The organism is Streptomyces sp. NPDC110618, from assembly GCF_055657065.1.
The window spans coordinates 258,113-269,934 of the sequence record NZ_JBVKBN010000001.1; the positions used below are offsets into that span (position 1 = coordinate 258,113).

An 11,822-nucleotide genomic window follows, 5' to 3' on the forward strand; every position below is an offset into this window, starting at 1 on the left:
ATGCGGGTGTAGGTCCGGGCTGCTAGCGCACACGCCCGGTGCCGTCGACGCGGACGCGCACACGTCCGGTGAACGGCGATGGCCGACCGGCCCTGTCCCGTGGCCGAGTCGTACTGGCGGTACCTGAGGCACCGAACCGACTTGTCCCGCAGCGGCTGCGTCACCAGGCCACCGCGGGTGGTTGCGAGGGGGTATCTCGCTCGTCTGAGCTTAACCGGCGGGTAACGAGCACGCCAGTCCCCGTTCCTCCTCGTCTTTGTGATGTAGGTCCCGTCCCGTCGCGGGCGCCCATACGCTCGGTACATGGACGAAGAGTTGCGATCACTCACGGAGCGCTTACGGCGGGAGTCGGGCGGCGGTGCCGGGTTCGAGCGGCTCCTCGCGACCGAGGACACCGATGAGCTGGCCGAGGTGCTGACCGCGCCGGGGCAGTCGCTGTGGGCGCGGGAGCTGGCCGCTTTCCGGCTCGGACTCGCGGGTGACCGGAGGGCGTTCGAGTCCCTGGTCCTGCTGCTGAACCACCGGGACCCCGAGCGCTGCGTCTGTGCGGCGCACGCCCTGGCCCGACTCGGCGACCCGCGCACGGCCCGCGCGGCGGCGGCCCTCGCCACCAACGAACTCCGCGTCGCCTACGCCCTGCACCCGGTCCGCCTCCTGGTCCGCCTGCGGGCCCCGGAAGCCGTCCCCGCCCTCATCACCACCCTCGAACGCCGACTGCACCCCCACGACCCCTACCGCCGAGTCGCCCTGGCCTGCGTGGAGGGCCTCGGCACCCTGGGCGACCCCCGGGCCCGGACCGTCCTGAACGAGGCCCTGGCCCACCCGGCCCTGGCGGAGGCGGCGGTACACGCGCTGGCGCGGATCCCGAAGCAGCGGTGAGCCTCCGGCGGGGCTGGGCGGCGAGGGGCCGCGGGCGCAGGTGCGGCACTTTGGGCACGCCCCAGAGGCGCGGGTCGTGCCGTTCCGGACGCGCGCGCCCAGCGCTGCGGGCACGTCCCGGGGCGGGGCGACGCGGCCGACCGCCCCGGGTGCCCCCGGCCAGGGTTCCCGTGGCGGGCGGGGGCCGCATCCGCAGGGGTGTGACGCCAGCGGCGCGACCGTGGTGTGGCCGTCAGTTCGTGGTTGGCCGACGGGTGCTGCGCGTCGGCCGGGCGTGGGCCCAGCACGGAGGCGCGTCCCGGGCTGGGTGGTGCGGGCGATGGCTCAAGGTGTTGGCTGCCCGTGGCCAGGGTTCCCGTGGCAGGGCGGGGGCTGTATCCGAGGGGTGTGACGCCAGTTCGTAAGTGGTCGGCGGGTGTTGCGCGTTGGGTCCGGGCGTGCGCCCAGCACGAGGGGCGTGCCCCGGGCTGGGGCGTGTGGCCGATGGCCTCGGGTGTTGGCTGCCCGCGCTTGGGTTCCCGTGGCGTCCCCGCCGGGGCCGCATCTGTGCGGGTGTGACGCCGGCAGGGGCCGTGGTGGGCCGTCAGCCCGGAGTCAGGCGGCGGGCGTAGCGCACCTCGGGGACCTGGACGCCGTCCACTTCGAAGGGCTCCTCCGTGCCGTCCGGGCGGAAGCCGGAGCGTTCGTAGAAGCGGCGGGCCGGGGTGTTGTGCTGGAGGACCCAGAGGAGCATGCGGGGGTGGCTGGCGGCCGTGCAGCGGTGCAGGGACTCCGCCAGGAGGGCCTGGCCCGCGCCCCTGCCCCAGTGGGCCGGGTCGACGTAGATCGCGTACAGCTCGGCGTCGGCCGTGCGGGTGTCGCCGTCGCGGTACGGGCCGTGGCAGGACCAGCCCACCGGCTTGCCGTCGTGCTCGGCGATCAGGTTCACCGCGCTGCCGTCGGCCGACGTGAAGCGGGCGCGGTGCCGGGCGGCGTCCTCCTCGATGTCCAGGGAGTCGAGGTAGGACCGCGGCACCAGGCCCGCGTACGCGGTGCGCCAGCCGGTCACGCGGATCTCCGCCACGCGGTCGCAGTCGTCGTACACCATCTCCCGCACCCGGACGCCGGTCACTCCGGCACCACCGCGAACGCCTCGATCTCCATCCGGCAGTCCGGGCGGACCAGGCCCGCCACCTGGACCGCCGAGGCGGCGGGCAGCCGGTCGTCGGGTATGTGCTCGGCGCGGGCCGCGCGGATCGCGGGCAGGTCCGCCGGGTCCGTGACGTAGTAGGTGAGTTTGACGACGTGCTCGAAGGTCGCCCCGGCGGCGGCCAGACAGCGCCGGAGGTTCTCGAAGACCTGCCGGGCCTGGGCGGCGGGGTCCTCCGCGCCGACCAACTCGCCCTTCTCGTCCAGCGGGAGCTGTCCGGCGACGGCCACGAAGCGGCCGCTGCCCATGACGACATGGCTGTACTGGGGTGCGGCGGCCACCCCTTCGGGGGCGGGAATCCTCGTCAGCTCACTCATGTGTCCATGGTGAACCATGGGTCTGACAACGCCCGCCCCCGGAGGGTGCGCTCAGCCGCGGAAGCCCAGCAGCCCGTGCAGCGTCGCGCCCCGCGAGGAGGACGACGCGGTCAGCGGCTCCGGGTCGGGCAGCGCCTCGCACACCGCGTCGGCCGCACCGCCGCCGCGCGGCACCGTGCCGTCCGTCAGGTACTTCGCGAGGTGCTCGTCCAGACACGTGTTCCCGCTCAGCGAGATGCCGTGGTTCTGGCCGCCGTCCTCCACCACCAGGCTGGAGCCCTTCAGCAGCCGGTGCATGGTCACTCCGCCCTGGTACGGCGTGGCCGCGTCCTCGGTCGCCTGGAACAGCAGGACCGGCGGCAGCTTGCGGTTGGCGACGTTCACCGGCTCCAGGGTCTGAGTGGGCCAGAAGGCGCACGGCGCGTTGTACCAGGCGTTGTTCCAGGTCATGAACGGTGCCTTCTCGTGCACCGCCCAGTTGTCCTGGCGCCACTGCCACCAGCTGCGCGGCCAGTCCGCGTCCCGGCACTGCACGGCGGCGTAGACGCTGTAGCCGTTGTCCCCGGCCGCGTCGATGGCGGCGAAGTTGTCGTACGCCTCGACCAGCGGGTCGGTGTTCCTGTCACCCACGTACGCCGCGAACGCCTCGGCCAGGTACGGCCAGTAGCCGTTGTAGTAGCCGCCCGGCAGGAACGTGTCCTCCAGCTCGGCCGCGCCCACCTTGCCGCCGGCCGGCTTCTTCGCCAGGTCGGCCCGCATCGCGTACCACTTCTTCTCGATCTTCGCCGGGTCGGTGCCCAGCTTGTAGGTCGCGTTGTGCTTGGCGACCCACGCCATGAAGGCGCGGTGGCGGTCGTTGAAGGCGTAGTCCTGGCCGAGGTTGTCCTCGTACCAGACGCCGGTGGGGTCGACGATCGAGTCCAGGACCAGGCGCCGCACCCGCTCCGGGTAGAGCTTGGCGTAGACGGCGCCGAGATAAGTGCCGTACGAGTAACCGAAGTAATTGATCTGCTTGGCGCCCACGGCCTTTCGGATCGCGTCCATGTCGCGCACGGCGCTGACCGTATTGATGTACGGGAGCAGATCGCGGTGCTTGTCGCGGCACGCCTCGGCGAAGGACTTCACCCGCAGCAGGTTGGCCCGCTCGATCGCCCCGCTGCTGGGCACCGAGTCCGGGCGCACCGGGTCGAAGTGGCCGGGCTTGCAGTCGAGGGCGGGCGTGCTCTTGCCGACCCCGCGCGGGTCGAAGCCGATGACGTCGTACTGCGCCGCCACCTTCTCGGGCAGTGACTTGGCGACGAACCCGGCGAGGTTCAGGCCGCTTCCTCCGGGGCCGCCGGGGTTCACCAGCAGCGGGCCCTGGTACTTCTTCGCGGTGTGCGGCACCCGCGACAGCGCGAGCGTGATCTGCCGCCCGTGCGGATTCCGGTGGTCCAGCGGCACCTTCAGGGAGGCGCACTGGAGTGTCGGATAGTTCGTCGTCCCGCAGCTCTTCCAGTCGAGCTTCGGGGCCTTCTGCGGCGCGCTCGCCTCGGCGGGCACGGCGGTCAGCGACCCGGCCAGTACGACGGCGGCACCGCACAGCAGGGCTGCGCGTCTTCTCATCGAGTCCTCCCAGGACGGAGGGTGTTCGGACCGAGGTCACGGTCCACCGCCGCATCGTCCCGGAAAGCCCGGCCGGAAGAACGCGTTCTGCCAAGACTTGACCCAATCGGGTCGCGAGATGCGCTCGGATGCTCTCAGATAAGCGAGAGTTGTACAGGTTCGGTCGTGTCTGCTGGGGCGTGCGGGGACTCGACGGGCTCCGGTTCACGGATGCGGCGCGGCATCCCCGCGTCGGCCGGTCCGATGCCGTACTCCCGCGCCAGGTCGTGCACCTGACGGGTGATCCGGCGCTGGTACCACTTGGGCGCGTACGCCCCGTCCGCGTACAGCCGCTCGTAGCGCCGCACCAGATACGGATGGTGCCGGGCCAGCCATGCCATGAACCACTCGCGGGCGCCGGGCCGCAGATGCAGCACCAGCGGGGTCACCGAGGTCGCGCCCGCCGCCGCTATCGCCCTTACCGTGTCCCGCAGTTGGGCCGGGCTGTCGCTCAGGAAGGGGATCACCGGCGCCATCAGCACCCCGCACCCGATGCCGTGCTCGCCGAACGTCCGGACCACCTCCAGACGCCGCTCCGGGGCGGGCGTGCCCGGCTCGACCGTCCGCCACAGCTCGCCGTCCACGAATCCGACGGAGACGGAGATGCCGACGTCGGTCACCGCGGCCGCCTGCTTCAGCAGCTCCAGGTCGCGCAGCACGAGCGTGCCCTTGGTCAGGATCGAGAAGGGGTTGGCGTGGTCGCGCAGGGCGCCGATGATGCCCGGCATCAGCCGGTAGCGTCCCTCGGCGCGCTGGTAGCAGTCGACGTTCGTGCCCATGGCGATGTGGTCGCCGAGCCAGCGCCGGGAGCCGAGCTGGCGGCGCAGCACCTCCGGGGCGTTCACCTTCACCACGATCTGGGAGTCGAAGCCGATCCCCGTGTCGAGGTCCAGATAGCTGTGGGTCTTGCGCGCGAAGCAGTAGACGCACGCGTGCGAACACCCCCGGTAGGGGTTCACCGTCCACTCGAAGGGCATGCGGGAGGCCCCCGGCACCCGGTTGAGGATCGAGCGGGCCCGGATCTCGTGGAAGGTGATGCCACGGAACTCGGGCGTGTCGAAGGTGCGGGTGACCACCGCGTCGGCGCCGAACAGCGCGGCGTCGGCCCGGCTGTGGTCGGACTCCAGGGCGAGGTTCTCCCAGCGCATGCGGCCTCCTCGGTAGCACTGGCCACAGAATAGAACACATGTTCCCTTGATCGTGCGACCTCGATTTGGGCGGCCGGGCCGCCGAGTGGTTGGCTTGCCTCCATTCCCGAGCAATTCACCTCCTGGAGGAAGTCAATGGCGCAGGTCGAGGCCACTACGGAGCGGATCGTCGCGGCGGACGCGGAGACGGTGTTCGACGCGCTCGCCGACTACAGCGGCACCCGGCAGAAGGTGCTGCCCGAGCACTTCAGCGAGTACGAGGTGCGCGAGGGCGGCGACGGCGAGGGCACCCTCGTCCACTGGAAGCTCCAGGCGACCAGCAAGCGGGTGCGCGACTGCCTCCTGGAGGTCACCGAGCCCACCGACGGCGAGCTGGTCGAGAAGGACCGCAACTCCTCCATGGTCACCACCTGGCGGGTCACCCCGGCCGGCGAGGGCAAGTCGCGGGTCGTCGTGCACACCACCTGGCAGGGTGCCGGCGGTATCGGCGGCTTCTTCGAGAAGACCTTTGCCCCCAAGGGCCTCGGCCGGATCTACGACGCCCTGCTCGCGAAGTTCGCCGCCGAGGTGGAGAAGTAGGCCCAGGCGGAGAAGTAAGTCTCCGGTGCCCTGCGGGTGTTGAGTCCGCTCACCGGATCGGGTGGATCTGCCCGTGCCGCACCAGAAGGGCGTAACTCGTCGCGCTTGCTCGTAGTTGCCGCATTACGCGGGAATTGCGTGGCAGGCGCGACGAGGGGAGCGGTACGTGGGCGGGACGACACAGGTGCGGGACCTTCCGGTCGAGGCACCCCCGGAGCCGCCCGCCGGCACACCCGCCGCCGACACCGAACTCGGCACCCGCCGGGTGCGGTTGGTCTTCTTCGCCCTGATGCTCGCGCTGCTGCTGGCCGCGCTGGAGCAGATGATCGTCGCCACCGCGCTGCCGAAGATCGTCGGCGAGCTGCACGGTCTGGACCGGATGTCCTGGGCGATCACCGCCTATCTGCTCACCTCCACCATCGGCCTGCCGGTCTACGGCAAGCTCGGCGACCTGCTCGGCCGCAAGGGCGTCTTCCAGTTCGCGATCGTCGTGTTTGTGATCGGCTCCGCGCTCGCCGGGCGCGCCGAGTCCATGGACCAGCTCATCGCCTACCGCGCCGTCCAGGGCGTCGGCGCGGGCGGGCTGCTGATCGGCGTCCAGGCGATCATCGCCGACATCGTCCCGGCCCGGCAGCGCGGCCGGTACATGGGCCTGATCGGCGCCGCCTTCGGCCTCGCCTCCGTCGCGGGCCCGCTGCTCGGCGGCTACTTCACCGACCACCTCTCCTGGCGCTGGTGCTTCTACATCAACGTCCCCTTCGGCCTGGTCACCCTCGCCGTCGTCGCCGTCGTGCTGAAGCTGCCGAGCCCCACCGCCAGGCCCCGCCTGGACATCCTCGGCTCGCTGCTGCTCGCCGCCGCCTCCACCTGCCTGGTCCTGCTGGCCAGTTGGGGCGGCACCGAGCACGCCTGGGGCTCACGGGTCGTCCTCGGGCTCGGCGCGGGCGCCGCCGTCGCCACCGCGCTGTTCCTGCTGGCCGAGCGCTCCGCCGCCGAACCCCTCATCCCGCTCCGGCTGTTCAAGGACTCCGTCTTCAACATCACCGCTCTGGTGGGGCTGGTGATCGGCATCGCCCTGTTCGGCGCCGCCAGCTACCTGCCGACCTTCCTGCAGATGGTCGACGGGGCGAGCGCCACCGAGTCCGGGCTGCTCATGCTGCCCATGATGGGCGGCATCGTCGGCGCGTCCGTGATCGCCGGACAGCTCATCAGCCACACCGGGCGGTACCGGATCTACCCCGTCCTCGGCGGCGCCCTCTCGGTCCTCGGCATGTGGCTGCTGGCCCGCCTCGACGCCGACACGCCCCGGCTGCACTACAGCCTCTGGATGGCCGTCCTCGGCGCCGGGATCGGCATGGTGATGCCGGTGCTGATCCTCGCCGTGCAGAACTCCGTGCGCCCCGCCGACCTCGGCACCGCCACCAGCGCCAACAACTACTTCCGGCAGATCGGCGGATCCGTCGGCGCCGCCGTCTTCGGCACCCTCTTCGCCGACCGGCTCACCGACGCCCTCGCCGACCGGCTGCCCACCGGCGCGGGCGCGGAGCTGCCCGACCCCGAGTCCATCACCCCGCAGGCCGTCCACGCCCTGCCCCCGGGCCTGCGCGACGCCTACGTCCAGGCGTACGCCGACGCCATGCCGAGGATCTTCCTCTACCTCGTCCCGGTGCTCGTCCTCGGTCTGCTCATCGCCTGCTTCCTCAAGGAGAAACCCCTGGTGTCCCACCCCGCCGCCGAAACCGAGGCCGCCCCCGCCAACGCACCCGTCCCGCAGGCCCGTTCGCCGCACCCCGCCGGGCTCCCCGTCCGCGGCACGGTCCTGCGCCCGGACGGCACCGCCGTCCCGCGCGCCGCGCTCACCCTCATCGACGTCGCCGGGGCACAGATCGGACGCGGTACCAGCGGCGAGGACGGACGGTACGCGCTGGACACCCCGGGAGCGGGGGCGTACGTGCTGATCGCGGCGGCGGGCGGACACCAGCCGCAGGCCGTCTCGGTGACCGTGGGCGACTGCCCGGTCGAACTGGACGTGGTGCTCGGCGGCGCCGGACGCCTCGCGGGCGCGGTGGTCACCGCCGACGGAACTCCCGTACGGGAGGCGACCGTCACGCTCACCAACGTCCACGGCCAGGTCGTCGCCACCACCCGCAGCGGAGACGAGGGCGGCTATGTCATCACCGAACTGGTGGCCGGGGAGTACACCCTCGCGGCCAGTACCCCCGCCTACCGCCCGGCCGCCCTCCCGGTCACCGTGCAGGCCGGCCGGGAGACCCGCCAGGACATCGAACTCGCCGGGGGAGCCGTCCTGCGCGGCACGGTCCGGACGGGCGGCGGACGGCCGGTGCAGGACGCCCGGGTGACCCTGCTGGACATGACGGGCAACGTCGTCGACACGCTCACCACGGGCCCGGACGGCACCTTCCGCTTCGTCGACCTCTCCTCCGGTGAGTACACCGTGATCGCCGCGGGCTATCCGCCGGTCGCCACCGTGCTCCAGGTGGCGGGCGGCGGCCGGACGGAACGCGATCTCCAGCTGGGACACGAGGACTGAGCCGCGGACGCGGCGCGCGGGGGTGCGCGCCGGGGCACGGACCCCGGCCAATTCCCGTGTTGCCGCACATCATCCCCGGCTCTCGCCGTACCGTGGGGTAGGCGGCGCAGATCTTGCCAAGCCGTGGGGAGTGAGGTCTTGGCCATGGACCGTGGCACCGAGCGGGACACACCTCCCAGCCTCGGAGCTGGGTACGGCGTGACGGAACACGCCGCGAGCGGTCGCGTCCCGCTCGCCGTCGTGGTCGTGGACCGCGAGGGCCTGGTGTCCCACTGGAGCGCCGGCGCACGGCGGTTGTTCGGCGTCGCCAAGGAGGAGGCGATCGGCCGCCCCGCCGCCGATCTGCTGCCCGTCAGCGGAGCCCTGCCCGAACCGGTCGACGCCCTGTCGTACGGCTCGTACGCGGACTACGACGGCCTCGGCCCCGACCTGGAGTCCTCCCTCGACGGTCGGCTCACCTACCCCGCGGCGGGCCGCGCCCGCCTCACCGTCCCCGACGACAACCGCTCCGACGTCCTGTGGTGGGCCTACCCGCTCGTCGGCCCCGGCCCCGAGCGGCTGCTGGTCCTCGCCGCCGACGCCCACGGACTGCAGCACCAGGACGACGACGAGGACGGCACCGGATACGAGCGCATCGCGCCCGGGTTCGCCCTGCACACCGACTTCCCCGGCGCCGAGGAACTGGCCGCCCGGCTGCCCGAGATCCTGCCCAGCATGAGCGTGGGCGAGAGCAGCCGGATCGTCGCCCAGATCCTCGAACTGGGCTATCCCATCCTGGAGTTCAGTCAGAACGACCGGGTGCCCGTCACCCCCGACTGGGGCGTGCCGCGCCGGGCCGAGCGCAGGGCCCGCCGGGAGCGCGCCGCGCGCGCCGCCGCCCTCGGCCTGCCCCTGCCCGAGGAGACGGCCGGGGAGAGCGAGGACCTGGAGTACGCGGCGGTCCGCGAGCGCCTGGAGTTCCTCAACGAGGTCAGCGGCCGCATCGGCACCTCCCTGGACCTCGCGCAGACCATCGTCGAGGTCAGCAAGGCCGTCGTACCCCGCTTCACCGACGTCGCCGGGACCTACCTGCGCGAACAGGTCGTCGCGGGCGAGGGATTCCCCGACGGCGTGCCCGACACCACCACCATGTGGCACCGGGTCGCCGTCGAGCACACCGACGAGCCCGGCCGCTGGGACGATGTCGTCCCCGTCGGCGAGGCCATGCCGTTCCCCGCGCACACCCCGTTCTTCCAGTGCATGACCACCGGCGAGCCGGTGCTGGTGCCGCGGATCAGCGAGGAGATGGGCCACGCCATCGCCTCGCAGTTCGAGAAGCGCGACATCCGGCCGTTGATCACCAACCGCTCCATGCTGGTGGTGCCGCTCAAGGCCCGCAATGTGGTGCTCGGATTCATGATCCTGCTGCGCCACCCCGAGCGGCCCGTCTTCAACGACATGGACCGGGTCACCGGCGCCGAACTCGCCGCCCGCGCGGGCCTCGTGCTCGACAACGCCCGTATGTACACCTACCAGGAGTCCGTCGCCGAGACCCTCCAGGACAGCATGCTGCCGCACATCCCGGCACGCATGCCCGGCTGCGACATCGCCACCCGGTATCTCCCCGGCACCCTGCTGGGCCGGGTCGGCGGCGACTGGTTCGACTCGGTGAAACTCCCCGGCGCCCGAACCGCCCTCGTCGTCGGCGACGTCATGGGCCACGGCCTGAACTCCGCCGCGATGATGGGCCAGTTGCGCACCGCCGTGCAGACCATGGCCGCCCTCGACCTGCCGCCCGCCCAGCTCCTGCGCAACCTCGACGACCTCGCCCAGCGCCTCGGCGAGACCTACCTCGCCACCTGCCTCTACGCCGTCTACGACCCGATCGCCGGTGAACTCCACCTCGCCAACGCGGGCCACATCCCGCCCGTGCTGGTACGCGCCGAGGACGGCCGCAGCGAACTGCTCGACCTGCCGACGGGCGCGCCCATAGGAGTAGGCGGGGTGCCCTTCGAGTCGGTGCGTGTCCGGGTGGAGCCGGGCGACCGGCTGGTGATGTGCACCGACGGCCTGGTCGAGGTGCGCGGCGAGGACATCGGCGTGGGTCTGGCGACCCTGTGCGAGTCCGCCGCCCACCCGGCCGCCTCCATGGACGACGCCTGCGACACCATCATCCGCGCCCTCAACACCCGCGGCGGCCGCAAGGACGACGTGGCGCTGCTGATGGCCCGGCTCAACGGCATCGACGCGGAGGACGTCGCCGAGTGGCGGATCGCCCGCGACCCCGTCCAGGTCGGCCGGGCCCGCGCGGTGGTCCGTGAACAGCTGCACGACTGGGGCCTCACCCGGCTTGTGGACGTGGCCGAACTGCTGGTCAGCGAGCTGGTCACCAACGCCTTGCGGCACTCCGAGGGGCGCCCCGTCGAACTGCGCCTGGTGCGCGGCGACACCCTGCTGTGCGAGGTGGAGGACGACGACCACGAGCTGCCGACCCTGCTGAACGCCGGTCCGCACGACGAGTTCGGGCGCGGCCTGCGGCTGGTGAGCACACTCGCCCGGGAGTGGGGCACGAGCCGTACGAGTGTCGGCAAGACCGTCTGGTTCGAACTGACACTCCCGCGACGGTGAACGGCCGCCGCCGGCCGGGTGAGTCGCAGGCGCGCGGATCGAAAGCGGCGTGAAGGATCGCGACATGTTCTTGTAGCGGTGCCCGGGGCGCGATAGACCGTACTGGCCCGTCACTTCGTGGCGGGAACTGTCCGTCGCACCCTGGGGAGTTGGGCATGAGCGTGACGAGTCGGTACCGGGAGGCCTGGGAGGGCTTCTGGCGGGAGGCGCCCGAGGAACAGGGGGAGGTGTTCTGGGACGCGGAGCCGGCCGTCACCGTCGCCCCCCATCTGGCCCTGTTCGAACCGCACTTGACGGTGCCGACGCTGCCCCTGGTCGACCTGGGCTGCGGCAACGGCACCCAGACCCGCTTCCTGGCCGGGCGGTTCCCGCACGTCGTGGGCGCCGATCTGTCCGTCGCCGCGATCGAGCACGCCCGCCGCTTTGACCCCGCGGGGCTCGCCACGTACCGGGTGCTGGACGCGGGCGACAAGGACGAGGCGCAGACCCTGCACGCCGAGCTCGGCGACTGCAACGTCTACATGCGCGGCGTCCTGCACCAGGCGGAGCCCGACGCCCGGCAGGCGCTGGTGGACGGCATCGCCGTGCTCCTCGGCACGCAGGGGCGGGCCTTCCTGGTCGAGCTGGCCGAGGCGGCCAAGCCCGTCCTGATGGGCCTCGCCCAGAGCCCGTCGGGCCCGCCGCCGAAGCTCGCCCCCGTCTTCCGGCACGGCATCGCCCCGGGCGAGGTCGCCGACGACGCGGTGCTGGGATACGTACGCGCGGCCGGGCTCTCCGTGCTGGCCATGGGCGAGCAGAAACTCATCACCACGGAGCACAAACCGGACGGCAGCCGCGTCGAGCTGCCGTCCAGATGGCTCGTGCTGAGCCGCGCCTGACCGCGCTACCGCCGAGGCGGTAAGGCCGGC

The 11,822-nt window shown here is 72.2% G+C and carries 9 protein-coding genes; 5 read left to right on the forward strand and 4 right to left on the reverse strand.

Annotation, left to right across the window (positions count from 1 at the left end):
* Nucleotides 1-303: 303 nt before the first annotated feature.
* Nucleotides 304-879, forward strand: a complete 576-nt coding sequence (locus ACZ7L7_RS01055) for an adenylosuccinate lyase (protein ID WP_285514697.1) — start codon at nt 304-306, stop codon at nt 877-879.
* A gap of 583 nt (nt 880-1,462) precedes the next feature.
* Here ACZ7L7_RS01055 and ACZ7L7_RS01060 read toward each other — a convergent pair.
* The 4 genes from ACZ7L7_RS01060 to ACZ7L7_RS01075 all read right to left on the reverse strand — a co-directional run bounded on the left by ACZ7L7_RS01060 (nt 1,463) and on the right by ACZ7L7_RS01075 (nt 5,177).
* Nucleotides 1,463-1,966 carry a GNAT family N-acetyltransferase gene (locus ACZ7L7_RS01060; RefSeq protein WP_472074558.1) on the reverse strand — a complete coding sequence of 168 codons (504 nt, stop codon included), beginning with the start codon at nt 1,964-1,966 and terminating at the stop codon, nt 1,463-1,465.
* A 20-nt stretch (nt 1,967-1,986) separates the two neighbouring features.
* A complete protein-coding gene (locus ACZ7L7_RS01065; RefSeq protein ID WP_285514695.1) occupies nt 1,987-2,385 on the reverse strand; it encodes a RidA family protein in 399 nt (132 codons plus the stop codon).
* Between the two features lie 51 nt (nt 2,386-2,436).
* Nucleotides 2,437-3,990, reverse strand: coding sequence for an alpha/beta hydrolase (locus ACZ7L7_RS01070; RefSeq protein ID WP_453603243.1), 1,554 nt, complete (start codon nt 3,988-3,990; stop codon nt 2,437-2,439).
* Nucleotides 3,991-4,124: 134 nt separating this feature from the next.
* Entirely contained in the window at nt 4,125-5,177 is a 1,053-nt protein-coding gene (locus ACZ7L7_RS01075) for an Rv2578c family radical SAM protein (protein ID WP_285514693.1), read from the reverse strand.
* Between the two features lie 135 nt (nt 5,178-5,312).
* On the opposite strand from ACZ7L7_RS01075, the gene ACZ7L7_RS01080 reads away from it, so the two are divergent.
* The 4 genes from ACZ7L7_RS01080 to ACZ7L7_RS01095 all read left to right on the forward strand — a co-directional run bounded on the left by ACZ7L7_RS01080 (nt 5,313) and on the right by ACZ7L7_RS01095 (nt 11,792).
* Complete coding sequence (locus ACZ7L7_RS01080) at nt 5,313-5,756, forward strand: SRPBCC family protein (protein WP_285514692.1); 444 nt, start codon at nt 5,313-5,315, stop codon at nt 5,754-5,756.
* A 166-nt stretch (nt 5,757-5,922) separates the two neighbouring features.
* Entirely contained in the window at nt 5,923-8,307 is a 2,385-nt protein-coding gene (locus ACZ7L7_RS01085; protein WP_472074309.1) for an MFS transporter, read from the forward strand.
* A 144-nt stretch (nt 8,308-8,451) separates the two neighbouring features.
* Complete coding sequence (locus tag ACZ7L7_RS01090) at nt 8,452-10,914, forward strand: ATP-binding SpoIIE family protein phosphatase (RefSeq protein WP_453603248.1); 2,463 nt, start codon at nt 8,452-8,454, stop codon at nt 10,912-10,914.
* A gap of 155 nt (nt 10,915-11,069) precedes the next feature.
* A complete protein-coding gene (locus ACZ7L7_RS01095; RefSeq protein WP_471428135.1) occupies nt 11,070-11,792 on the forward strand; it encodes a class I SAM-dependent methyltransferase in 723 nt (240 codons plus the stop codon).
* The last annotated feature ends 30 nt before the right edge of the window (nt 11,793-11,822 follow it).

What these genes read in the sequence shown, in the direction of transcription:
- ACZ7L7_RS01095 (WP_471428135.1), top strand. Translation starts at nt 11,070, where the DNA reads ATGAGCGTGACGAGTCGGTACCGGGAGGCCTGGGAGGGCTTCTGGCGG.
- ACZ7L7_RS01070 (WP_453603243.1), bottom strand. Translation starts at nt 3,990, where the DNA reads ATGAGAAGACGCGCAGCCCTGCTGTGCGGTGCCGCCGTCGTACTGGCC.
- ACZ7L7_RS01055 (WP_285514697.1), top strand. Translation starts at nt 304, where the DNA reads ATGGACGAAGAGTTGCGATCACTCACGGAGCGCTTACGGCGGGAGTCG.
- ACZ7L7_RS01090 (WP_453603248.1), top strand. Translation starts at nt 8,452, where the DNA reads ATGGACCGTGGCACCGAGCGGGACACACCTCCCAGCCTCGGAGCTGGG.
- ACZ7L7_RS01065 (WP_285514695.1), bottom strand. Translation starts at nt 2,385, where the DNA reads ATGAGTGAGCTGACGAGGATTCCCGCCCCCGAAGGGGTGGCCGCCGCA.
- ACZ7L7_RS01080 (WP_285514692.1), top strand. Translation starts at nt 5,313, where the DNA reads ATGGCGCAGGTCGAGGCCACTACGGAGCGGATCGTCGCGGCGGACGCG.
- ACZ7L7_RS01075 (WP_285514693.1), bottom strand. Translation starts at nt 5,177, where the DNA reads ATGCGCTGGGAGAACCTCGCCCTGGAGTCCGACCACAGCCGGGCCGAC.
- ACZ7L7_RS01060 (WP_472074558.1), bottom strand. Translation starts at nt 1,966, where the DNA reads ATGGTGTACGACGACTGCGACCGCGTGGCGGAGATCCGCGTGACCGGC.